Annotated in this window: 18 protein-coding genes; 9 read left to right on the top strand and 9 right to left on the bottom strand. The window is 65.6% G+C overall.

Translation table 11 applies throughout. The features are described 5' to 3' along the window. The first annotated feature begins 109 nt into the window (after positions 1-109). A complete protein-coding gene (locus IWX62_RS10810) occupies positions 110-748 on the top strand; it encodes an MBL fold metallo-hydrolase (RefSeq protein ID WP_196841427.1) in 639 nt (212 codons plus the stop codon). A 240-nt stretch (positions 749-988) separates the two neighbouring features. Here IWX62_RS10810 and IWX62_RS10805 read toward each other — a convergent pair whose 3' ends face one another. Further along, positions 989-1,774, bottom strand: coding sequence for a trans-aconitate 2-methyltransferase (locus IWX62_RS10805; RefSeq protein ID WP_196841426.1), 786 nt, complete (start codon positions 1,772-1,774; stop codon positions 989-991). 49 nt (positions 1,775-1,823) lie between these two features. Between IWX62_RS10805 and IWX62_RS10800 the strand changes: the two genes are divergently transcribed. The 3 genes from IWX62_RS10800 to IWX62_RS10790 all read left to right on the top strand — a co-directional run bounded on the left by IWX62_RS10800 (position 1,824) and on the right by IWX62_RS10790 (position 6,317). Next, positions 1,824-4,346 (top strand): DEAD/DEAH box helicase, encoded by a 2,523-nt coding sequence (locus IWX62_RS10800; protein ID WP_196841425.1) that lies wholly within the window; start codon positions 1,824-1,826, stop codon positions 4,344-4,346. 160 nt (positions 4,347-4,506) lie between these two features. Then, positions 4,507-4,989 carry a GNAT family N-acetyltransferase gene (locus tag IWX62_RS10795; protein ID WP_196841424.1) on the top strand — a complete coding sequence of 161 codons (483 nt, stop codon included), beginning with the start codon at positions 4,507-4,509 and terminating at the stop codon, positions 4,987-4,989. Then, complete coding sequence (locus IWX62_RS10790; RefSeq protein ID WP_196841423.1) at positions 4,986-6,317, top strand: alpha/beta fold hydrolase; 1,332 nt, start codon at positions 4,986-4,988, stop codon at positions 6,315-6,317. The genes IWX62_RS10795 and IWX62_RS10790 overlap by 4 nt, the downstream gene beginning before the upstream one ends. Before the next feature lie 78 nt (positions 6,318-6,395). Here IWX62_RS10790 and IWX62_RS10785 read toward each other — a convergent pair whose 3' ends face one another. The 3 genes from IWX62_RS10785 to coaE form a co-directional block, all read right to left on the bottom strand. Further along, positions 6,396-7,445, bottom strand: coding sequence for a TerC family protein (locus IWX62_RS10785; RefSeq protein WP_196841422.1), 1,050 nt, complete (start codon positions 7,443-7,445; stop codon positions 6,396-6,398). A gap of 238 nt (positions 7,446-7,683) precedes the next feature. Further along, complete coding sequence (uvrB, locus tag IWX62_RS10780; protein ID WP_196841421.1) at positions 7,684-9,762, bottom strand: excinuclease ABC subunit UvrB; 2,079 nt, start codon at positions 9,760-9,762, stop codon at positions 7,684-7,686. 51 nt (positions 9,763-9,813) lie between these two features. Then, on the bottom strand, positions 9,814-11,031 hold the full coding sequence (coaE, locus tag IWX62_RS10775) for a dephospho-CoA kinase (RefSeq protein WP_196841420.1): 1,218 nt from the start codon (positions 11,029-11,031) through the stop codon (positions 9,814-9,816). A 63-nt stretch (positions 11,032-11,094) separates the two neighbouring features. Here coaE and IWX62_RS10770 point away from each other — a divergent pair, with 63 nt between their 5' ends. Continuing rightward, a complete protein-coding gene (locus IWX62_RS10770) occupies positions 11,095-11,766 on the top strand; it encodes an IMPACT family protein (RefSeq protein ID WP_196841419.1) in 672 nt (223 codons plus the stop codon). Then, positions 11,759-12,886, top strand: coding sequence for a class I SAM-dependent methyltransferase (locus IWX62_RS10765; protein WP_196841418.1), 1,128 nt, complete (start codon positions 11,759-11,761; stop codon positions 12,884-12,886). Before IWX62_RS10770 ends, IWX62_RS10765 begins: the two co-directional genes overlap by 8 nt. Before the next feature lie 96 nt (positions 12,887-12,982). Here IWX62_RS10765 and rpsA read toward each other — a convergent pair whose 3' ends face one another. The 3 genes from rpsA to polA form a co-directional block, all read right to left on the bottom strand. Further along, positions 12,983-14,485 carry a 30S ribosomal protein S1 gene (rpsA, locus tag IWX62_RS10760; RefSeq protein ID WP_196841417.1) on the bottom strand — a complete coding sequence of 501 codons (1,503 nt, stop codon included), beginning with the start codon at positions 14,483-14,485 and terminating at the stop codon, positions 12,983-12,985. Between the two features lie 343 nt (positions 14,486-14,828). Beyond that, positions 14,829-16,154 carry a GNAT family N-acetyltransferase gene (locus tag IWX62_RS10755; protein ID WP_196841416.1) on the bottom strand — a complete coding sequence of 442 codons (1,326 nt, stop codon included), beginning with the start codon at positions 16,152-16,154 and terminating at the stop codon, positions 14,829-14,831. Between the two features lie 44 nt (positions 16,155-16,198). Then, positions 16,199-18,832 carry a DNA polymerase I gene (gene polA / locus IWX62_RS10750; protein ID WP_442859255.1) on the bottom strand — a complete coding sequence of 878 codons (2,634 nt, stop codon included), beginning with the start codon at positions 18,830-18,832 and terminating at the stop codon, positions 16,199-16,201. Between the two features lie 142 nt (positions 18,833-18,974). Here polA and IWX62_RS10745 point away from each other — a divergent pair, with 142 nt between their 5' ends. From IWX62_RS10745 to IWX62_RS10735, 3 genes are all read left to right on the top strand, one after another. Beyond that, on the top strand, positions 18,975-19,463 hold the full coding sequence (locus IWX62_RS10745; RefSeq protein WP_196841415.1) for a PaaI family thioesterase: 489 nt from the start codon (positions 18,975-18,977) through the stop codon (positions 19,461-19,463). 194 nt (positions 19,464-19,657) lie between these two features. Beyond that, entirely contained in the window at positions 19,658-20,428 is a 771-nt protein-coding gene (locus IWX62_RS10740; RefSeq protein ID WP_196841414.1) for an AfsR/SARP family transcriptional regulator, read from the top strand. 8 nt (positions 20,429-20,436) lie between these two features. Beyond that, positions 20,437-21,480: a hypothetical protein gene (locus IWX62_RS10735; protein ID WP_196841413.1), complete on the top strand. Its 1,044-nt coding sequence runs from the start codon at positions 20,437-20,439 to the stop codon at positions 21,478-21,480. Between the two features lie 15 nt (positions 21,481-21,495). Here IWX62_RS10735 and IWX62_RS10730 read toward each other — a convergent pair whose 3' ends face one another. Together IWX62_RS10730 and IWX62_RS10725 are read right to left on the bottom strand one after the other, a co-directional pair. Then, positions 21,496-21,726 (bottom strand): hypothetical protein, encoded by a 231-nt coding sequence (locus IWX62_RS10730; RefSeq protein ID WP_196841412.1) that lies wholly within the window; start codon positions 21,724-21,726, stop codon positions 21,496-21,498. Positions 21,727-21,731: 5 nt separating this feature from the next. Continuing rightward, entirely contained in the window at positions 21,732-22,946 is a 1,215-nt protein-coding gene (locus IWX62_RS10725; protein ID WP_196841411.1) for a S8 family serine peptidase, read from the bottom strand. Positions 22,947-22,965 lie beyond the last annotated feature (19 nt).

The following is a 22,965-nucleotide window of genomic DNA, read 5'->3' as shown; positions in this document are numbered from 1 at the left end:
AGTCGTATCCGTCCGGCCATCCCTCGGCCGGACCACTGATCCACATTGTTCCACGCCTCCCTGGGGCCCGACAGTTCCTCAGGGTTCCCGGCGTGCCTACACTGGGGCCATGCATAATCTCCAGGAGCTGACCATCCGCTCACTATCCGTCAGCGAGATGGACAACAACGTGTATCTGCTCACCTCGAAGACCACCGGCGCCCAGGTCCTGATCGACGCCGCCGACGACGCAGAGGCCATCCTGCAGCTCCTCGCTGAGGGTGCTGCTGACACTATAGGCGAGCCGACGCTGGCGCTGATTGTCACCACCCACTCGCATTGGGACCATGTGCGGGCGCTGGCCGACGTCGTCGCGCGGACCAAAGCGCGCACCGCCGCCGGTGCCGAGGACGTTCCGGACATTGTCGTATCCACCGATGTGGCGCTCAATCACGGTGACATCGGCAACTTCGAGGGCTTTGACCTCGAGGCGATCAAGCTCCGTGGGCACACGCCGGGAAGTGTTGCCCTTCTGTACCGCGACCCGCATGGCCCGGCGCACCTGTTCACCGGCGACTCCCTGTTCCCCGGCGGCGTGGGGAACACCCAGGGCGACGCGGCCCGGTTCGAGTCACTGCTGAACGACGTGTCGGAGCGGATCTTCGACTACCTGCCGGACGACACCATCGTGCACCCGGGCCACGGCAAGGGCACCACTCTCGGTGCCGAGCGGCCCCACCTCGACGAGTGGCGTGCCCGCGGCTGGTAGCAGCGCGCCTACATCGGCGCACTTGTGGCGGGTGGGCATCTCCTGCTGCCGTGGTGACTGAACTTTTTGTGCAGTTGTGGCGGGTGGGACACGCTCTGACTCGCCACAACTGCACAAAAGATTGGGGAGACCCACCACAGCTGCACAAATGGTTGGCCAACCCTGGGAAGACTGTCCGTGGGGCCGGTCCCTGGTGCCGGTCCGGAATGCCCGACGGGTGGGTCCGATCCGGAGCGAGCCCTAGTTCGCTGGCTTCTTGACGCCGACGGCGAAGATCCGCCGGAAGCCGAAGACTGTCCCCCACGGCTCCTCCGGATAGGCGCCGCGCAGCAGGGCCGCGTACTGCTCGACGAAGGCGCCGCCGTCGTCGTCGGACAGGGCGTGAAGCACCGGCCGCAGACCCGTACCCTTCAACCACTCCAGCACGGGATCCGGGCCGGTGAGCACATGTTGGTAGGTGGTCTCCCACACGTCGGTGCTCATCCCTTCCCCGCCGAGCGACCTGAGGTAGTTCGAGGGGTCGGAAACGACGTCGGTGTGGCGGAGTACTCCCCGAAGTTTGTCCCGCCAGGCCGCCGATCCGGCGAGTTCCCGCATGAGCGTGTGCGCCGGCGAGCCGAAATTACCGGGCACCTGCAACGCCAGCCACGCACCCGGCCGCAGCGCACGCGCCCAGGACTGCACCAGTTCTGCCTGCCCCGGCACCCACTGAAGTACCGCGTTGGTGGTGACGACGTCGACGTCGGACGCTGGCAGCCAGTCCCGCACATCGCCGACCTCAAACCGGAGGTTGGCCGGCAGGTCCGGAGAGTCGTTCGCGCGATCGACCATCTCGGGTGAGGAATCGAGACCCAGCACCTGGGCCTCGGGCCAGCGGTCGGCCAGCAGCCGGGTCAGATCGCCTGGCCCGCACCCCAGATCGACGACGACGCGCGGCGCCGGGTGGTTGATCCGGCCGACCAGATCGAGGAATGGTCTGCCCCGGTGATCGGCGAATAGTGAATACAGTGTGGGATCCCATCGCATGACCCCAGAGTATCGAGCGCGGGGGCGGCTACGGATAGGCTGGAGCCCTATGAGAATTCAGGAACACCTCCCCGCAGGCACCGACCAGCCCGACGACGTTTATAGCGCGTTCCTCGAGTGGACGACGAGCGAGGGGATGAACCTGTACCCGGCGCAGGACGAAGCGGTACTGGAACTGGTGTCGGGTAACAACGTGATCCTCGCGACGCCCACCGGATCGGGAAAGTCGCTGGTAGCCGTCGCCGCTCATTTCGATGCCATTGCCCGCGGCAAGCGCAGCTACTACACGGCACCCATCAAGGCTCTCGTCTCCGAAAAGTTCTTCGCCCTCTGCGAGACCTTCGGGGCCGAGAACGTCGGCATGATTACCGGCGATTCGGGTGTCAACCAGGATGCCCCGATCATTTGCTGCACCGCTGAAATCCTGGCGAATATTGCCCTCCGTGAAGGTGCGCGGGCCGACGTCGGCACCGTCATCATGGACGAGTTCCACTTCTACTCCGACCCCCAGCGCGGGTGGGCCTGGCAGGTCCCCCTGCTCGAGCTCCCCCAGGCCCAGTTCCTCCTGATGTCGGCAACACTCGGCGACATGACCCGCTTCGAGGATGAGCTGACCGAGCGCACCGGCCGGCAGAGCACCACCATCAGCAGCGCCGAACGGCCCATCCCGCTGCACTTCTACTACGTGGAAACCACGGTCCAGGAATCCCTTGAGGAACTTCTCAGCACCCGGCAGGCACCCGTCTACGTGGTGCACTTCAGCCAGGCGGAAGCGATCGAGCGCGCGCAGAACCTGATGAGCGTGAACGTCTGCTCCCGTGAAGAGAAGGACAGGATCGCCGACCTCATCGCGACCTTCAGGTTCTCCTCGGGGTTCGGCAAGACCCTGAACCGGCTGGTCCGGCACGGGATCGGGGTTCACCACGCCGGGATGCTCCCCAAATACCGTCGACTGGTGGAGCAGCTCGCCCAGGCGGGTCTGCTCAAGGTCATCTGCGGCACCGACACTCTCGGCGTCGGCATCAACGTCCCCATCCGCACAGTGCTTCTAACCGCACTCAGCAAGTACGACGGCGTCCGCACCCGGCTGCTCAACGCCCGCGAATTCCACCAGATCGCGGGCCGGGCGGGGCGGGCCGGCTATGACACGGCGGGGACCGTCGTCGTGCAGGCACCCGATCACGTGGTCGAGAACACCAGGGCCATGGCGAAGGCTGTGGGGAAGTTCGGCGATGACCAGAAGAAGCTCCGCCAGGTGGTCAGGAAGAAACCGCCCACCGGGTTTGTGTCGTGGGGTAAACCAACGTACGAGCGGCTGGCCGCCGGCACCCCCGAGCCGCTCACCTCGAGCTTCGCCGTCAGCCACTCGATGCTCCTCAACCTGCTGGAACGGCCAGGCAACCCGTTCTCTGCGGCTCAGCGGCTGCTGAACGAAAACCATGAGACCCGGGCATCCCAGCTGCAACTGACCCGCAAAGCCATCGGCATCTACCGGTCGCTGGTGACCGCGGGTATTGTCGAGCAGCTCCCCGAACCCGACGCCGACGGCCGGAGCATCCGGCTGAAGGTGCACCTGCAGGCCAACTTCGCCCTCAACCAGCCGCTCTCCCCGTTTGCGCTGGCCAGCCTCGAACTGCTCGACCCCGAGAGCCCCGCGTACGCGCTCGACGTCGTCTCGGTGATCGAAGCGACTCTTGAGAAGCCCCGTCAGGTCCTCAACGCCCAGGAGAAGAAGGCGCGCGGCGAGGCGATCGGCGCCATGAAGGTCGACGGCGTCGAGTACGACCAGCGGATGGCACTCCTTGAGGAAGTCACCTATCCGCAGCCGATGGCGGAACTGCTGTTCCAGGCGTTCGACGTCTACCGTAGCGGCGCCCCCTGGCTGGGCGACTTCGAGCTGACCCCCAAGTCGGTGGTCCGGGACATGTACGAGCGGGCCATGAACTTCGGCGAGTACATTGCCTACTACTCGCTCACCCGGTCCGAGGGCATCCTGCTGCGCTATCTCGCCGACTGTTACAAGGCGTTGCGCCAGACCGTCCCGACCGAGGCGCTGCGGGAGGACCTCACCGACATCATCGAGTGGCTCGGCGAACTGATCCGCCAGGTCGATTCGAGCCTACTCGAGGAATGGGAGCTGCTGGCCGCGGGAGGCCGCGCCGACAGCGGGACCGCCCTTGAGCTGCCGCCGGAACCCGACTCGGTGACCTCCAACGAGCGGGCGTTCCGCGTGATGGTCCGCAACGAAATGTTCCAGCGGGTCAAGCTCTTCGCCGATGAGGATGACGTGGCGCTAGGCGTCCTGGATGGCGGGTCCGGCTGGGATGCTGACCGCTGGACGGAGGCCCTCGACGGCTATTTCGGCGACTACGAGGACATCGACGACGGGCCCGAGGCCCGCGGGCCAGCGCTGCTGATCATCGAGAAGCTGCCCGGCAGCTGGAGGGTCCGGCAGATCTTCAAGGACCCGTTCGGCAACCACGACTGGGGCATCAACGCGGTCATCGACCTGGCAGCGTCCGACGAGGCCGGCACCGCCGTGGTGACCGTGACCGGCGTCGGGGCCCCCTAACCCCTCCGCCGATCGCGGCCCCTAACCCCTCCGCCGAGTGGTGAGCTCTGGTGGACCGGGAGGGTTCTGAGCCGCCAGAGCTGACGGTTCGGGGAGGGGTGTTCCGCGGCGCCGGAGCACTTCCCACGCCGGCAGGTGGTGAGTGGATAGGGTTGGTTGCATGACTATCCGCGACGCTCGCCCCGACGATGTAGCCACCATCCTCCAGCTCATCCATGACCTTGCCATTTACGAGAAGGAACCTGACGCCGTCAGGAACACTCAGGAACAGCTCCACCGGGCCCTCTTCGGAGACTCGCCGAGCGTTTTCGCTCACGTCGCCGAGTCCGACGGCGCCATCCAGGGTTTCGCCCTCTGGTTCCTCAACTACTCAACGTGGGAGGGGGTCAACGGGATCTACCTGGAGGACCTGTACGTGAGACCTGAAGCCCGGGGCGAAGGCCACGGCAAGGCGCTCCTGCAGAACCTCGCACGTATCGCCGCTGAACGCGGCTATGCCCGGGTCGAATGGTCGGTCCTGAACTGGAACGCCCCCTCGATCAGCTTCTACGACAGCCTCGGTGCACTGCCACAGGACGAGTGGACCACCTACCGCCTGACCGGCCCCGCCCTCGCGACCGTTGCCGCTGGAACGCCAGCATGACCGGCCAACCGGCCCCCGGCGTCGTCCCCCACCGCCGCGGGCAAACGCACCTGATGCATGGGGCGCGCACCACCGGTCACCATTTCACCGTCCCGCTGAACCATGCCGAGCCCGGGGGCGAGACCATCACCGTCTTCGCCCGCGAGTACAGTTCGCTGGACCACGACGACGACGCCGCCGGGTTGCCCTGGCTCCTGTTCCTGCAGGGCGGCCCCGGTGGTCGCGGCAGCCGGGTCACCCAACTCGGCGGCTGGATGAAGGCGGCGGCCAAACACTTCAGGATCCTGATGCTGGATCAGCGCGGCACCGGGCTCTCCACCCCGGCTGATGCTGTGACGCTCCCCCTGCGCGGTGACGCGACGGCTCAGGCCGACTACCTCACCCACTTCCGGGCGGACTCGATCGTGGCCGACGCTGAACTGATCCGCCGCCAACTGGTCGGAGGCCCCTGGACGGTGTTTGGGCAGAGTTTCGGCGGATTCTGCGCACTGACTTATCTTTCCCTCGCGCCCGAGGGGATGGCCCGGGTGCTGATTACGGGCGGACTGGCGCCGCTCGGTGGCTCGCCGGACCAGGTCTACACGGCGACTTACCGCCTGGTGGAAGCGCGAAACCGCGAGTATTTCGGCCGCTATCCAGGCGACCGGGCCCTGCTGACCCGGATTGCCCGGCACGTTGAAACAGTTGACGAGCGGCTTCCTACTGGTGAACGCCTCACCGTGGGGCGCCTGCAGATGATCGGTTCGTTCCTGGGCGGCAACACCCGTGTCGACGCGCTGCATTACCTCCTGGAAGACGCGTTTGTCAGCACGGTCGATGGCCCGCGGCTCTCCCCGGTGTTTTTGGACGCCGTCTGGGCCCAGGTCAGTCGATCCTCGAACCCGCTCTACGCCCTGCTGCACGAGTCCATCTACTGCCAGGGGGCGGCGTCCGCCTGGTCGGCCGACCGGGTTCTGGCCGACTACCCGCAGTTCCTCCCGAGCGCTGAGGAGCCGCTGCTCACCGGCGAAATGGTGTACCCGTGGTACTTCGACCAGGATCCGGCGCTCGTACCACTCCGCGACGTCGCCGGAATCCTGGCCGAGAAAGCCGACTGGGCCAGCCTTTACGACACCGCCCAGCTCGCCCGCAACACGGTGCCCGCCGCGGCTGCCGTCTACCGGGACGACATCTACGTGGATCACGACCTGTCGATGGAGACCGCCCGCGCCGTCAAGGGCCTGCAGGCCTGGGAGACAGCCGACTTCCACCACGACGGGATCTCCGACGACGGCGAGGCGATCTTCAACCGGCTGCTCGGCATGACCGGCGGGTCTGGCCAGGGCTGACACGAACCCGGCCCGCCAGTAACCGGGGATATCCGGGACTGGCGGGCCGGGCGTGGCGCGCTGAGATGCAGGAAAAGGTTAGCTCTCGACGTCGGCCGCGCGGGCCTTCCGGGAGTCCTCTTCCAGCTGTGCGTCGATGGCTGCCTGCTTGGCTTTGGGGCTGAGCAGGCTGGCGACGACAGCAATGACGATGATGCCGAGGATGATCCCCAGGGAGAGGAACGTCGGGATGATCGGCGCCCATTCGATGTGCTGGCCACCGTTGATGAAGGGCAGCTCGTTCTCATGCATGGCGTGGAGGATGAGTTTGATACCGATGAACGCCAGAATGACTGAGAGGGCGTGCTTCAGGTAGATCAAACGCGTCATCAGGCCGCCCAGCAGGAAGTACAGCTGGCGCAGGCCCATCAGGGCGAAGATGTTGGCCGTGAAGACGATGAACGCACTCTCGGTCAGGCCGAAGATCGCGGGAATCGAGTCGACGGCGAAGAGCAGGTCGGTGAGGCCGATCGTGACGAAAACGATCAGCATCGGGGTGAAGACTTTCTTGCCGTCCACCAGGGTGCGGATCTTGTTGCCGTCGTACTTGTCAGTCATGGGCAGCACGTTCCGCAGCCTGCCGATGAGCTTGTTTTCGCTGCCGTGCTCCTCGTCTTCGCCGCTGTCCTTGGCCTGCTGGTAGGCCGTGTAGAGGAGGAAGACGCCGAAGATGTAGAAGATCCAGCTGAAGTTGCTGATCAGTGCAGCGCCCAACAGGATGAAGATTCCGCGCAGGACGAGAGCAATGATGATGCCCACCATCAGCACTTCCTGCTGGTACTTCCGTGGCACCGAGAACCGCGCCATGATGATGATGAACACGAAGAGGTTGTCAATGCTCAGGCTGTATTCGGTAACCCAGCCGGCCACGAACTGTCCGCCGTAATCCGGGCCGGTGAAGATGAACATGAGGACGGCGAAGATCAGCGCGAGCGAGACATAGAAGGTGACCCACAACCCGGCCTCCTTCATGGAGGGCTCATGCGGGCGTTTGACCACCAGGAGCAGGTCGAAGAGCAGGATGAGACCGAGCACAATGAATGTGCCGATTTCGAATGCCAGTGGCAGTTCGAGTGTGGGTTCGGGCATGAGGGACCTTTCGGAGGGTGCAGCGGATTCCGCAAGTCTCTCCACCGGTGCCACTGGCCAACGGTCGCTACGCACGGCAGAACAGCTGTGTTCTGCGTGTTGACGTACGTAGCGCTTCGGGATACTCCCCTACGTCCGGCTTATCCTACCGGCGGATCCGCCCGATCGGGAAATGATCCGCGCCCGGCGTGCCCCACTCCAAGGGTAGGCACGCCGGACCACAGTGGGTGACGACGACCTAGGCGTGACCGGCCGTTTGCATCTGCCGAAGCTCCTTCTTGAGGTCGCCCACCTCGTCGCGCAGCCGCGCAGCAAGTTCGAAATGCAGGTCAGCGGCCGCGGAATGCATCTGGTCGGTCAACTGGGTGATCAGATCCGTCAGATCCTCGGCAGGTACCGCCGCAAGACCATCGTGGCGGATCATTGCGCTGCCCTTACCCTTGCGCTTCTTGCCAGACTCCTCAAGCAGCGCCCGCGTGTCGGCATCTTCCTGCGCGATCGAATCGGTGATGTCGGCGATCCGCTTACGCAACGGCTGGGGGTCAACACCGTGTTTGAGGTTGTAGGCCACCTGGATTTCACGACGCCGGTTGGTTTCGTCGATGGCCTTCGCCATCGAATCGGTGATCCGGTCCGCGTACATGTGGACCTCACCGGAAACATTTCGGGCCGCACGGCCGATGGTCTGGATCAGGGAAGTGGCGCTGCGCAGGAAACCCTCCTTGTCGGCGTCGAGAATGCTCACCAGGGACACCTCGGGTAGGTCCAGGCCCTCGCGGAGCAGGTTGATGCCCACCAGGACGTCGAAAGTCCCGAGCCGCAGCTCGCGGAGCAGCTCCACCCTGCGCAGGGTATCCACATCGGAGTGCAGGTACTCCACCTTGACCCCGTGTTCGAGGAGGTACCCGGTGAGGTCCTCGGCCATCCGCTTGGTCAGCGTGGTGACCAGGACGCGTTCGTTACGTTCCACCCGGGTGCGGATCTCCCCCAGCAGATCGTCGATCTGGCCCTTGCTCGGCTTGATGACCACCTCGGGGTCAATCAGGCCGGTAGGGCGGATGATCTGCTGAACAAAACCGTCCGATTTCCCCAGCTCATACTTGCCCGGTGTGGCCGACAAGTAAACGGTCTGCCCGATCCGCTCCAGGAACTCGTCCCACTTCAGCGGCCGGTTATCCATGGCGGACGGCAGCCGGAAGCCGTGGTCCACGAGGGTCCGTTTCCGTGACATGTCGCCTTCATACATGGCGCCGATCTGCGGAATGGTCACGTGTGACTCGTCGACCACCAGCAGGAAATCATCTGGGAAGTAGTCGAGCAGGCAGTGCGACGCGGAGCCGGCCCCCCGGCCGTCAATGTGCCGCGAATAGTTCTCGATGCCGTTGCAGAACCCCATCTGCTGCATCATTTCCAGGTCATAGGTGGTGCGCATTCTCAGGCGCTGGGCTTCGACGAGCTTGTTCTGCGACTCCAGCTCCGCCAGGCGCACCTGCAGTTCGTCCTCGATCTGCTTCACCGCCCGGTCCATGCGTTCCGGGCCAGCGACATAGTGCGACGCCGGGAACACGTACATCTCGGTCTCTTCACGCACAATCTCACCAGTGAGCGGGTGGAGCGTGTAGATCTTCTCGACCTCGTCACCGAAGAACTCGATGCGAAGCGCAAGCTCCTCGTACATGGGGATGATCTCGACCGTGTCGCCGCGGACCCTGAAAGTGCCGCGATGGAAGTCGATGTCGTTGCGGGTGTACTGCATGGAGACGAACTTCCGGAGCAGGTCATCACGGTTCATCTGCTGGCCGGTCTCCAGGGTGACCATGCCCGCCACATACTCCTCGGGGGTGCCCAGACCGTAGATGCAGGACACGGTGGCGACCACGATCACGTCGCGGCGGGTGAGTAACGCATTGGTCGCCGAGTGGCGGAGCCGTTCGACCTCCTCGTTGACCGAGGAATCCTTCTCGATGAAGGTGTCGGTCTGGGGGACGTAGGCTTCCGGCTGGTAGTAGTCGTAGTAGGAGACGAAATACTCGACTGCGTTGTTCGGCATCAGTTCGCGGAATTCGTTGGCGAGCTGGGCGGCGAGAGTCTTGTTCTGCACCATCACCAGGGTGGGGCGTTGCACCTGTTCGATCAGCCACGCCGTCGTCGCGCTCTTGCCGGTGCCGGTGGCGCCGAGCAGGACCACGTCCTTCTCGCCACCCTTGATGCGTTCACTGAGTTCCGCGATGGCTGCCGGTTGATCCCCGGCAGGGTTGAACTCGCTGATTACTTCAAAGGGCGCGACGACCCGGTTAATCTGCTGCGCAAGGCTCATATAAATACGGTAGACCCTCCCCCGGACAATTAGCGTCCTGAATGCGGTGACTTAGCCGACGGCGGAAGACGGCCGCGGCTTCCACCCCGAGTCGGCTATCCACTGTTCCAGTAGCGGGTCCGCCACCACAGTGAACCAGTGTTCCTTGCAGGAGGCATATCCGGCGGACGTCTGATCGTCGGCATGCAGTGCCGCGCAGCGCTCCTTCTCGGCGAGATACAGCGCTGCTGCGGTGGGATCGGCGCGGAGCCAGTCCCTGAAGGACAGCGCGTACCGCCATCCCGGCGAACCTTCGACTCTCACATGAAGGTTTACCGGGCGTCCCGGATCCGCATTGGCATGGAGGCGCTTGACCCACTGGGCCCGGTCAGGGGAACCTGGTTTGGACTCATCGCTGACGATTCCCTCAACCAGGGGGAAGCCGGCGGCGAGCAGCGCGCCGGCGATCGCGTCGGCGTCGTCAATATCCACCACGGTTACCTGCAGATCGATGACGTCTTTCGCGGGCAGCCCCGGCACCGCCGTCGACCCGATGTGGTCAACCGCCACCACCAGCCGGTCGGCCAACTCTAGCCTGCCCATGATCCGTTCGGCCTGCGCCGGCCAGTCGGCCTGAGCCGGCAGAAGGCGAGGCCCTCCCAGCCGGGCGGCCCGCACACCGCGCAGCAGGTTGTCGTTGAAGGGGACCAGCCGCTGCTCCCAGAGCCGGTCCACCTCACCCAGCAGTTCCCCGGGTGTGCCCTCGTTGACCAAGACGACGTCGGCGGCAGCCACCCGCTCGGCCCGTGTGGCCTGCGCGGCGATCCGGGACCGGGCGTCAGCGTCGCTCATGCCCCGAAGGGAAGTCAGCCGCTCGATCCGGACGGCATCCGGCGCATCGACAACAAGGACAAGGTGGAACTGGTGCTGCTGGCCCGTCTCCACGAGGAGCGGAATGTCCTGCACGACGACGGCGGCCCGCGGCGCGTCGTCGGCTAGCTGGCGGGCCCGATCCCGCACCAGGGGATGAACGATGGAGTTCAGGGTCATCCGGCGGGCCGGTTTTCCGAAGATCGCCGAGGCCAGCGCCGGCCGGTTCAGGCTGCCATCCGGGAGCAGCACCTCCTCGCCGAACTCGGCTGCGACCGCGGCCAGTCCGGCGGACCCCGGACCAACCGCCTCCCGGGCCAGTACATCGGCGTCGACCAGGACCGCTCCGAGCTCCCTCAACCGGGAGGCGACGAGTGATTTCCCGGCGGCGATCCCGCCGGTCAGACCAATTCTGAGCATGTCCACCACCCTAACCCGCCCACCGCCCGCCTGCGGGAGCCCCCGCCGACTAGACTTGGCCCGGTGAGCGACAGTGGGGTGACCGGGTATACGACGGTCAGGGGCGAGCACCGCAACGACACGGAGGTGCGTCGATCCCGTTTTATTGCTGTCGCCCGGGGAATCAGCAGCGAGGATGACGCCCGCACATTCCTGACCGACCTCCGCCGTGAATTTCACGACGCCCGGCACCATTGCAGTGCGGTGGTGCTCGGCCCGGACCGGCTGATCCAGCGGGCCAACGACGACGGCGAACCCTCCGGCACCGCCGGTAGCCCGATGCTCGACGCCATCCTCAAACGCGAGACCGCAGGTGGGGAGACCAACCTGAGCGACGTGGCGGTGGTGGTGGTCCGCTACTTCGGCGGGGTACTCCTCGGCGCTGGCGGGCTGGTACGTGCCTACTCGGACGCTGCGTCGCGTGTGCTGGATTCGGCTCCCCTGATCCGGCGGCGCCTGCTGCAACGGTTGGCGGTCACTGTTGACCATGCTGATGCCGGCCGGGTCGAGAATGACCTGCGGAACACCGGCATCGAGGTGGTGGGAACCGACTATCTTGCGGACCGGGTCCTGATCCAGGTGGCTGTGGACGCGGGGACCGCATCGGTCGAGGCTTTCACCGCCCGGCTCGCATCACTCACCGCCGGGAAATCCGGCGCTCAACTACACGACCTGAAATGGGTGGATTGTGACTGACTTTTCCTTCGACAACCTTCGGCGGGCTCCCGACGTCGAGGCCGCGAACCTCTTCGCGTTCGACGCCACTGATCGGCTCCTCCTGGACACCGCGGCCGCTGCGATCAGCGCAGACCCGGAGGGCGTCGTCGTCATCGGCGACCATTACGGGGCACTCACCCTCGGAGCCGCTGCACTGCACGGTGCGCGTGCCACCCGCACCCACCAGGACCCGCTGTCCGGCGAGCTGGCCCTCTCCGCCAACGCCGAGTCCGCCGGACTTTCCCACAGCTTCACCCACCACCCCTTGGGCGGAGACCTGCTGGCCGGCGCACGCGTCATCTTGCTGCAGCTCCCCCGGTCACTGGCCGCACTCGATGAGATGGCCTGGACGATCGCCCACTTCGCCAGCCCGGACGTCACCGTGTTCGCAGGCGGCCGGGTCAAACACATGACCACGGCGATGAACGGGGTCCTGGCCCGCCACTTCGGCACGGTGTCGGCGGGGCTGGCCCGGCAGAAGTCACGGATCCTGACGGCCGCCGCCCCCCGTGTCACACCGACCAGCGGCTTCCCGGTCGGGGAGGCGCACGACGTCGGGCTCCCCGACCCCCTCATCCTGAAGGCCTTCGGCACCACGTTCGGCGGTGCGAAGCTCGACGCCGGGACCCGGTATCTGCTGCCTGCCCTCGCCGGTGCCCGGGAGGCTGGCCAGGCGGTTGACCTCGGGTCGGGGAACGGAACCATAGCGGCCTATCTCGCGTTGACCCGCCCCTCACTGGAGGTGCTGGCGACTGACCAGTCGGCGTCAGCTGTGGCATCCTCGCGGGCCACAGCGGACGCCAATGGCGTGGGTGACCGGATTAAGGTCGTGCGCGACGACGCTCTGTCATCCAGGGCGTCGTCGTCGGCTGATCTGATTATCCTGAACCCGCCCTTCCACCTGGAGGGGACCGTCCACTCGGGGATCGCCCTGAAGCTGTTCGCCGATGCCGGCCGGGTGCTCGCCCCGGGCGGTGAACTGTGGACCGTGTGGAACAGCCACCTGCAGTACAGGACACCGTTGACCACCCTGGTTGGACCCACTCGTCAGGCCGCCCGGAACCCGAAATTCACCGTCACGGTGTCCACCGGGCGCTGAGCGGCGGTCCCCGACTAGCCCTCCCACTGATCGCGGATAGACACAAAAAGGCCCCCACCAGCATGGTGGGGGCCTTTTCGGGTGCTAGTGCGTGACCTAGTTGCCGGTCAGCTTTTCGCGCAGGGCAGCAAGTGCCTCGTCTGACGCGAGCGTACCCGTGCCGACGTTGCTGTTGCTGCTGCCGCTGGTGGTGCTTTCAGTAGCTGCTGGCTCTGAGGAGTAGCTCGTGGAGCTGGACTCAACAGGCTCGTTGGCTGCAGCTGCATCGTCAGATGCGTGCTGGACAACCTGCTTCTTGTGGGCTTCCCAGCGTGACTGGGCTTCAGCGTACTGAGCTTCCCAGGTAGCGCGCTGAGAGTCGTAGCCCTCAAGCCACTCGTTGGACTCAGGATCGAAGCCCTCAGGGTACTTGTAGTTGCCTTCTTCGTCGTACTCGGCAGCCATACCGTACAGGGCCGGGTCGAACTCGGTGCTGTCGGCGTCCACGCCCTCGTTGGCCTGCTTGAGGGAGAGGGAGATCCGGCGACGCTCGAGGTCGATGTCGATGACCTTGACGAACAGCTCGTCTCCAACCGAGACAACCTGCTCTGCCAGCTCCACGTGGCGGACCGCCAGCTCGGAGATGTGAACCAGGCCTTCGATGCCGTCTTCGACGCGAACGAACGCACCGAAAGGAACCAGCTTGGTGACCTTACCCGGAACAACCTGCCCGAGGGCGTGGGTGCGGGCGAAGGTCTGCCATGGATCTTCCTGGGTGGCCTTGAGTGACAGTGAAACCCGCTCGCGGTCCAGGTCAACCTCGAGGACCTCAACGGTGACTTCCTGGCCAACTTCGACAACCTCGGATGGGTGGTCGATGTGCTTCCAGGACAGCTCGGAGACGTGAACGAGGCCGTCGACGCCGCCCAGGTCCACGAAGGCACCGAAGTTGACGATCGAGGAGACAACGCCGGGACGAACCTGGCCCTTTTCCAGCTTGTTGAGGAACGTGGAACGCACCTCGGACTGGGTCTGCTCAAGCCAGGCACGGCGGGACAGAACCACGTTGTTGCGGTTCTTGTCCAGCTCAATAATTTTCGCTTCGATCTTCTGACCGATGTATGGAGCAAGATCGCGTACACGACGCATCTCAACCAAGGACGCAGGCAGGAAGCCGCGGAGGCCGATGTCAAGGATGAGTCCACCCTTGACAACTTCGATGACCGTACCGGTGACGACGCCGTCTTCTTCCTTGACCTTCTCGATATCGCCCCAGGCACGCTCGTACTGAGCGCGCTTCTTGGACAGGATCAGTCGGCCTTCTTTGTCCTCCTTGGTGAGCACCAGGGCTTCGACGAGATCGCCAACGGAGACAACGTCTCCGGGATCAACGTCGTGCTTGATGGAGAGCTCACGGGAAGGGATGACACCCTCGGTCTTGTAACCGATGTCGAGCAGAACTTCGTCGCGGTCAACCTTGACAACCGTTCCTTCAACGAGGTCTCCGTCGTTGAAGTACTTGATGGTGGCGTCAATGGCTGCGAGGAAGTCCTCAGCGGTGCCGATGTCGTTGATCGCGACCTGCGGTGCACCTGGCTTCTCGGTGGTGGTGATGGTCATGTAGTTGGGACTCCGTTGTGGATGATTAGTTGATCCGGCGGGCGACACGAAGACAACAGGAAACTCTGCTGATCCAAGTGGTACCCGTCCGGAAGTGGACTTTTGGAGAGAGAACAGGTCATCAAATATTGCTGGATAACCCGTTTCGCAGTGCGCATTACACGCCCGTCCAGTCTAGCCGTTTGCGCCAACACAGGTCAAAGTGACTCCCCACCCTCTGCCGAAGAGTCAGCTGTGGCGACTCATCGACCCTCCGACCCGCCACAGCTGACTCTGCGGCGGAAAGGGGGTGGGGAGGGCGTGGGATAAGGAGATGCTGGATGGGGCGCGCGGGGGGCGGATGTTAGAAGTGGGTGATGCAGTACGGGCTGGTGGGGGTCTGGAAGATCCGGTCGACGGCGGCGACCCCGCCCTGCCCCTCGTCACCCTGTTCGGTGATGTGCCCCGCGGCGGCCAGCGTCTGCGCCGGCACACCACCCAGGTAGATTGAGCCGAGCGCCGCGATGTCGACGCGCAGCTGGACGGGGGCGTCGTCGTCGAGCCGGGCGACCGACCCCGCTCCGTTGTCAGCCGTCAACCTGAAACGGCCTGCGGCATACCCCAGCGGGTCAACGATTTCCAGGGTGACCGTCCCGGCACCCTGATAGCCGCGGGCCTCGAGTGCGGCGACCGGGTCGAGGATGCGCAGCCAGAGGACGTCCTCGTCGCCCACCAGTTTGTAGCACCGGCGATCCTGCAGGGCCCAGGGCAGGGGGTCGTTGACCGGGGCAAGATCGAAGGTGATCCGTTGCACCAGGTCAATCGAGCCGAGGTAGCGCCACAGCTCAAGGTAAGCGGCGTCGGAGGCGGCAACCAGGTCGACGATCTTCATCGTGTACGGGGTGGTCCCCCAGCCAGCGAACTTGTAGGAGACGAACCCGTCGGGCCGGCCGTCGTCGTCGTAATGGACGGCGGCGCGGACGCCCTTGTCTTCGGTGGGCCGTTCCTCGCCCCACCGCCCGGATGCCCGCTGGGGGTAAGCGAACTGGCGGCCCACCGAGCCGGTGGTCACATGGTGGAATCGGGCGAAAATCTGCTCCGACAGGGCCGCCGCGGAGGCTGGCGCCACCATTTCGGTCACGCCATAGGCAGCGGTGCGCAGGGCAAACCGTTCCTTGACATCCACCTCGACATTGCGGGTGAACGTCGCCGCGCCGAACCCGAACCTGCCGTAGATGGTCGCCTCCGAAGCGGTCAGCGCCGCGATGGCAAGGCCCTTGGAGGCGGCGGCCTGCAGGTCGGTGGTCATCATGGTGCGCAGCAGCCCGCGACGGCGGTGGGTCGGGCGGACGGTGACGGCGGTGATCTGGTGCGCGTCAATCAGCTGGCCGTTGCCGACGTTGAGGGAGTTGACCATGGTGGCGTAGGTGGCCACCGGAATGCTGGCGTCCCACGCGTGGGCGCTGGCTGCGTCGTCGTAGGCGCCCCAGAGGGTGCGGCTGTCGGACGTGAACGCCTCGGCGTAGGTGGCCAGGTCCTCCGGCTCGGTCCGCGTTTCGTGGAACCCGAATCGGACTGCCTCGAACCACTGGGCCAGCGCGCTGTCGGCGGAGTAATCAGTGTCAGCGGTCACAGTGAAGGTGTCGATGCGCAGTGGAGACGGGGCGGCGGAGTCCTGGGTTTCAGTCACGATCCACCAGCCTAGTGCGGCGGGGCGCCAGGCACCAGCACGGCCTAGTGGGCTGCCTCGTGCCAGCTCGCCCCGACGCCGACCGACACGTCCAGCGGCACCGTCAGGTCCGCCGCGGATCCCATCTGTTCGCGTACCAGCAGTTCCACCGTGTCCCGCTCGCCGGGCGCGATTTCCAGGACCAGCTCATCGTGCACCTGGAGCAGCATCCGCGAGGAGAGGCCCTGCCGGCGCAGTTCAGCGTCGACGCCGAGCATCGCCTTCTTGATGATGTCGGCGGCCGACCCCTGGATGGGGGCGTTCAACGCGGCCCGTTCAGCCATTTCCCGGAGCTGACGGTTGTCGCTGGAGAGGTCGGGCAGGTACCGGCGGCGCCCTTCGATGGTCGACGTGAAGCCGTCGATCCGGGCCTGTTCCACCACGCCGCGCAGGTAGTCGCGGACGGCACCGAACCGGTCGAAGTAGTCGCCCATCAGCGTGCGGGCCTCATCGACCGAGATGGCCAACTGCTTGGACAGCCCGAACGAGCTCAGCCCGTAGACCAGGCCGTAGGACATGGCCTTGACCTTGGACCGCATCGCGCTGGTGACATCGGCGGGTTCGACGTTGAAAATGTGAGCGCCGACAAACCGGTGCAGGTCCTCGCCGTCGCGGAATGCCTGGATCAGACCCTCATCGCCGGACAGGTGCGCCATGATGCGCATCTCGATCTGGGAGTAGTCGGCGGTCATCAAGCAGTCAAACCCGTCGCCGACGACGAAGACCTCCCGGATCCGGCGGCCCTCGTCAGAGCGCACCGGGATGTTCTGCAGATTCGGGTTCGTCGAGGACAGCCGTCCCGTGGCCGCGATGGTCTGCACGTACGTGGTGTGGATCCTGCCGTCGTCGGCCACCGACTTGCGCAACCCCTCGACCGTCTGCCGGAGTTTGGACGCGTCGCGGTGCGCCAGGAGCTGTTCGAGGAACGGGTGCCCGGTCTTCACGATCAGGTCGGTCAGCGCATCGGCGTCGGTGGAGTAGCCGGTCTTGATCTTCTTGGTCTTCGGTAGTTCCAGTTCGTCGAACAGGACCGCCTGGAGCTGCTTGGGCGAGCCCAGGTTGATCTCCTTGCCGATAATCCTGAACGCCTCGGCGCTGGTGGTGCTCATGGTCGCCGAGAAGTCGTCGAACAGCCGGTCGAGGCGGTCCATCGCCACCGGCACACCGGTCAGCTCCATCTCCGCGAGCACCTCGGCCAGGGGCAGTTCAAGACCGCCGAGCAGCTGGTTCGCACCGCGCTCCACCAGCTGGCCGGCGAAGTATTCGCTCAGCTGGAGGGCGGCGAAGGCGCGGGCGACGGCGGGTGACGCCACATCCTCTTCCTCCAGCTGCAGCGCAAGCTGTCCCCCGGTCGACTCCGCGGGGGGCGCGATCGACATCCTCAGGTGCGACTGGCTCAGGTCGCCGAGGTCGTACGCCCGGCGGTCGGGCTGGATCAGGTAACCGGAGATGGCCGTATCGTCCACCACTCCGGCGAGCTTCAGCCCGCGGACGGCCAGCAGCTTGTAGGCGGCCTTAAAGTCGTGGACCACCTTGGGCGCAGCGAGGTCGGCCAGCCAGCCGGCGAGCACCTGCTCAGCCTCAGCATCCAGCGTCTCCAACTCCAGGTACGCGGCGCCCGTGGAGGTCACGATGGCCAGCCCGACGACGTCGTCGTTCCCGGTGGTCGACTGGGTCACCAGCTGGACTGCAGCGATGGCTTGATTGGTGGCGTTGAACCACCCGGTGAGGGCCGCGGCGTCGCCGAGGACCACGTGCTCCGGCGGGGTCATCTCATCATGGGCCTCCGCGGCGTCTTCCTCACCGAACAGGTCGAACAGGCGCTTCCGGAGGACGTTGAACTGGAGGGAGTCGAACAGCTCCTCGACGGCCGGACGGTCAGGGGTCCTGGACACCATCGTGTCCAGTTCGACCGGCAGGTCAAGGTCACGGAGCAGGTGGTTCAGCCGCCGGTTCCGTTTGACCAGCTCAATGTTCTCCCGGAGTGAGTCGCCCACCTTCCCCTTGATGGCGTCAAGGTTCTCGAGGATGCCGTCCAGCCCGCCATAGAGTTTAATCCACTTGGCTGCCGTTTTCGGCCCGACTCCGGGTACGCCCGGCAGGTTGTCGGCCGTCTCCCCGACCAGCGCGGCCAGATCGGAGTACTGGTCCGGCGGCACGAGGTACTTCTCCTCCACAGCCTGAGCATCCATCTGCGGGATGTTGGTGACACCCTGCTTGGGGTACAGGACCGTTACCCGGTCATTGACCAGCTGGAACGCGTCACGGTCGCCACTGACCACCTGAACATCCCAGCCCTCGGCGGCGGCGCGGACCGACAGGGTGGCAATGATGTCGTCGGCCTCGTACCCCTCCATGGAGAGGGTGGGAATGTGCATGGCCTGCATCACCTTGATGATCAGGTCCACCTGGCCGTGGAATTCCGTGGGAGTCTTGGCACGCCCGGCCTTGTACTCGGTGTATTCCTCCGTTCTGAACGTCGGTGTGTTCAGATCCAGTGCCACCGCCACGTGAGTGGGCTTTTGGTCCCGGATCAGGTTGATCAGCATTGCCGTGAACCCGTAGACGGCGTTGGTGTGCTGACCCGTGTCGGTGGAGAAATTCTCGGCGGGCAGGGCATAGAACGCCCGGTAGGCCATCGAGTGGCCGTCAATCACGAGGAGGCGTTTACGGGTACCGTCGGCCGGCATCTGCGCCGTCGGCGGGGCGTCCGTCAGAGTCGCGGCGGCTACGGGAACGTCGGGTTTGGTTGTTTGACTCACAGGTGCCAGCCTAGTTCCCATGACCCACAATTACACTCCGGAGTCGTCCGGACCGGAACCGACCGTCAACCCGTTCGCCGCCGAGCTGAAATCGGCGGGCGTGCCCGAGGAGATGCACGACTGGCTCAGCGGCCACGGCATTGGACGGCTCGCGGCGAAGATGGGCATCGTCTTCACCGAGATGACTCCCGGCCGCCTCGTGGCCACCATGCCGGTCGAGGGAAACGAGCAGGTGGCGGGCATCCTGCATGGCGGGGCGCACCTGGTGCTCGCCGAGACCCTGGGGTCCTTCGCCGCAGGCCTGCACGCCGGCCGGGACCGCCAGGCCATGGGCATCGAGATCAGCGCCACCCACCACCGGTCCGCGTCATCGGGCCTGGTGACCGGCACCGCGACAGCCGTTCATCTGGGCCGCACCCTGACCACCCATGAGGTGGTGATGACCGACGACCACGGCCGCCGCCTCTCCACCGCCCGGATCACCAACATCATCCGCGACATCCGCTAGGACCCTCCCCGGAGGACGCCAGAAAACACACCCGGACGGGACCCCGGAAGGACGGATAATCATGTACGGGTGAGCTGTTGCCGGGATCATTGACAACCCCCTGAAGTCTGAGGATCCTAGCACTTGACAGCGGTCAACCGTTTCAGCGGATAGGGGACGCCTCTCCCCTTTCAAGCAGGAAGTGGGGACGGGACATGTCGACGAACATTCCGGTCCAGTGGAACTTGAAATTGTTGGGGTACTGGTGTCTTGAACGGGATCATCAGCCGGTCACCGTTGCCTTCCGCCAGCAGCGCCTGATTGCCGCGCTTGCGCTGCGTGGCGGCCGACGACGATGCTACATCGCCGGCCTGCTGTGGCCGGACCGTACCGATGCACAAGCCTCCGGCAGCCTGCGGGCGTGCCTCTGGAACATTGCCCACCAGCTACCCGGATTGCTTCACCCGGTGAGTGACCCGTTGGCCCTTTGCCCGGGCATCATCATCGACGTCGACCAGCTCCTGGGACGCGTGGACCTTGCGGACAGTGGGGTGGCAGTCCCGCCCGGGCTGGCGGCCGAACTGCGTGCCGCCGAACTGCTGCCCGGCTGGGATGAAGACTGGCTTCGGGCTGACCAGGACCGGCTCTTCCGGCAGCGCCTTTCAACCCTCGAAACCCTTGCCGACACGTATCTGGCGGATGGGCAGCTGCCGGCCGCCCTCGACGCGGCAACCGCCGCCGTCGCGCTTGACCCGTTGTTGGAAAGCGTGCAGCGGACCTTGCTGCGCGTCCATCTGGCAGCCGGGAACCACGGCCTGGCCATCAGGAGTTACCGCACCTACCTGACCACGTTGAAGCGGGAGTGCGGGGTGAGGCCGTCGGCACGGATCACCGAACTCATCCGCCCCCTGCTGCAGACCCCGGAGCCCCTCCTGCCGGAGCCCAGCCCCGGCTTCGGCGTCGGCTTGCGCCCGTCGTACGAATAGGGTGAGCCATGTCAGTCCCCGCAGCCTCGCCGCAACCGCCGCTACCCTCGACCCTCCCACCGCCGACCAACCGCACATGGCGGGAGCAGGCCATCACCCTGGCCGCCCAGCTACGGACCCTCGCCGAGTGGATCAGGCTCTCCGATCCCCCGGCGAACGACCCGGCGGGTCAGGGAAGCGCCAAGGCGGCCCTCGATGACGCCATCGCCCGGCACCTCAACGAGGCCATCGTGGTGGCGGAGAAGAAATCCCCGGCCATCCAGACCTCCTTCAATGGCGCCGTGGTGGAACGGGTCCTCAGTCAGCTGGACGCAGCGCAGGTGGCGCTCCTGCTCCGGGCACCGCTGGGCTACGTGCAGTCGCAGCTGCCGGGCATCCAGGCGCATGCCCGGCACCACCTGTCCCGGGGCGACCCGCACCGGACGGCGGTGGAGGAGGTGGTCACCGCCGCGGCTGCGGCCCCGCTGGAGGAATCGGGGCGGATGACCCTGGTAGCCGCGTTCAGGGCCTCCTGCCTGGAGTCCCGCGAGGAGTTCTCCCGGGTCCGAAGCTTCCGCAATGTGCTGATCATGGGAGCGCTGGTGCTGACCGTCCTGGCGAGCGCACTCGCGATCGCCGGGTGGATTCGACCGGAGGAACTACGCCTGTGCTTTGAGCCCTCGGAGGGTACGGCCTGCCCCACCGGCAACCGGCCCCGCCCCTGGGACGTCTTCTTCATCGAGTCGTTTGGGCTGATCGCCGCGGCGGTCTCCGGCGCGGCGTCCCTCCGCCATGTCCGCGGCACCTCCACCCCATATGGCCTCCCCTTGGCTTTAGCAATCCTCAAACTGCCGGCCGGCGCCCTGACTGCCGTGTTGGGACTGCAGCTGATGCGGGGCGGATTCGTCCCCGGGTTGAGTGACCTCGATAACCCGGCACAGATCGTAGCCTGGGCCATCACCTTCGGCGCCGCGCAGCAACTGTTCACCGGCCTGGTGGACCGGCAGGCGCAGAACGTGCTCGACGACGTCGGTGGGAAGGCTGCGAGCACGCCCGAACCCAGCGGCCAGTAGGGTCAACAGGACGAGCTACTGAATCTCGCTGTCGGGCGGCGGCAACAGGTAACGCGCCTCGCCGTCCACCGAGGACACTCCCTCGACCGCCTCCATCTCCGGCCGGCAGTCCTCGGAGGCTGACCCGGTAATCATTCCCACCTGGTCGAGCACCCGGTCGACCTCCATGCCGCAGGACCGCAACCGTTCCGCGACCTCCTGGATCGCGGGACGGTGCTGGTCATCGACGGTGACGGTGAAGTTCATTTGACTTATTCCTGCGGCGCCATCACCTGGCCGGAGCCAACGTCCACTGACGCCTGCAGCAGCCGCTGGCTCTCCTGAACCATCAGTGACCAGAGTTCGCGACCGCGGAACCCTGAGGCCTGTGCCCACAGCGCCGCAATCCCAGCAGCGTGCGGCGTGGCCATCGACGTTCCACTGATGGTGTTGTAGCGATCCGGCATCAGCCAGGAGGAATACACCTGGAACCCTGGGCCGGCAACATCAACCTGGCCGCCCCGAACCGGGAGGGTCCGGGCAGAGAAGAACGCCATCTCCAGTTGCTGGTCCAGCGCACCCACGGCCATGATGAACGGGCTGTTGGCCGGAGCACCGACAAAGCCGAAGTCCCCCTGCCGGCGGTCGGCGTTGTTCCCCGCCGCCGCAAGGATCAGGTGCCCCTGATCGAGTGCCCGGCGGCCCACCGCCGTGTAGGGCGGGTGCACCTGTGCTATATCGGCGCCGAGCGACATCGAAATCACGGTGCAGTCGTTGGCCATGGCCCAGTCAATCCCGGCGATGATGCCGCCGTCGCTGCCTGACCCTGAATCTCCCAGGACCTTCCCCGCGTAGATCTCAGCCTCGTAGGCGACGCCGTACGCCGGGCCGTCGGACGGCGACCGCGGCCCGCACGACGTGCCGATGCAATGGGTCCCGTGGCCGTGCCCGTCCTGGGCTGTTTCACCCGGGATAAACGACTCAACGGTGATCTGCCGGCCGGTAAAGTCCGGATGGTCCGATTCGAAGCCGGTGTCAAGGACGGCGACGCGGATGCCCTCACCGCTATAGGGCGACGTGTCGGCACCTACCGCCTGCAACCCCCAGGTGAGCTGCGGGGTGTCCTGGAACGACGCCGACGCTCCCCCCGCGTTCTCGGTCAGCACGTGGTGGATCAGTTCGGGAGACACAGAAATGATGGCGCCCTCGTCGGAAGACGTGCGCAGCGACCGGGCCTGCTGCGGGTCAGCGGACACCACAGCAACCCCCAGCCGGGAAAAGACGGTGGCGTCGGCGCCTTCCGTCTCGGCGGAAGTCGCCGCCCGGGTACCAAAATCGCGGGAGTCGGCAACATTGGCCATGCCGCCTGCCGAACGCAGCAGGCCCGATGCATCCTGCTCTGCGTCGGCAAAAACAACTATGAAACGGCCAGTGGTTTCCGGTTCCTGCCCGCGGGACCTGCTGCCTGAGGACTCAGAATCAATCATGGTGGCACTCTACCTCTGA

Source organism: Arthrobacter sp. CAN_A1 (genome assembly GCF_015751665.1).
In the GTDB taxonomy this organism is placed as follows: Bacteria; Actinomycetota; Actinomycetes; order Actinomycetales; family Micrococcaceae; genus Arthrobacter_D.
This window is presented reverse-complemented; position numbering and strand designations above follow the sequence as displayed.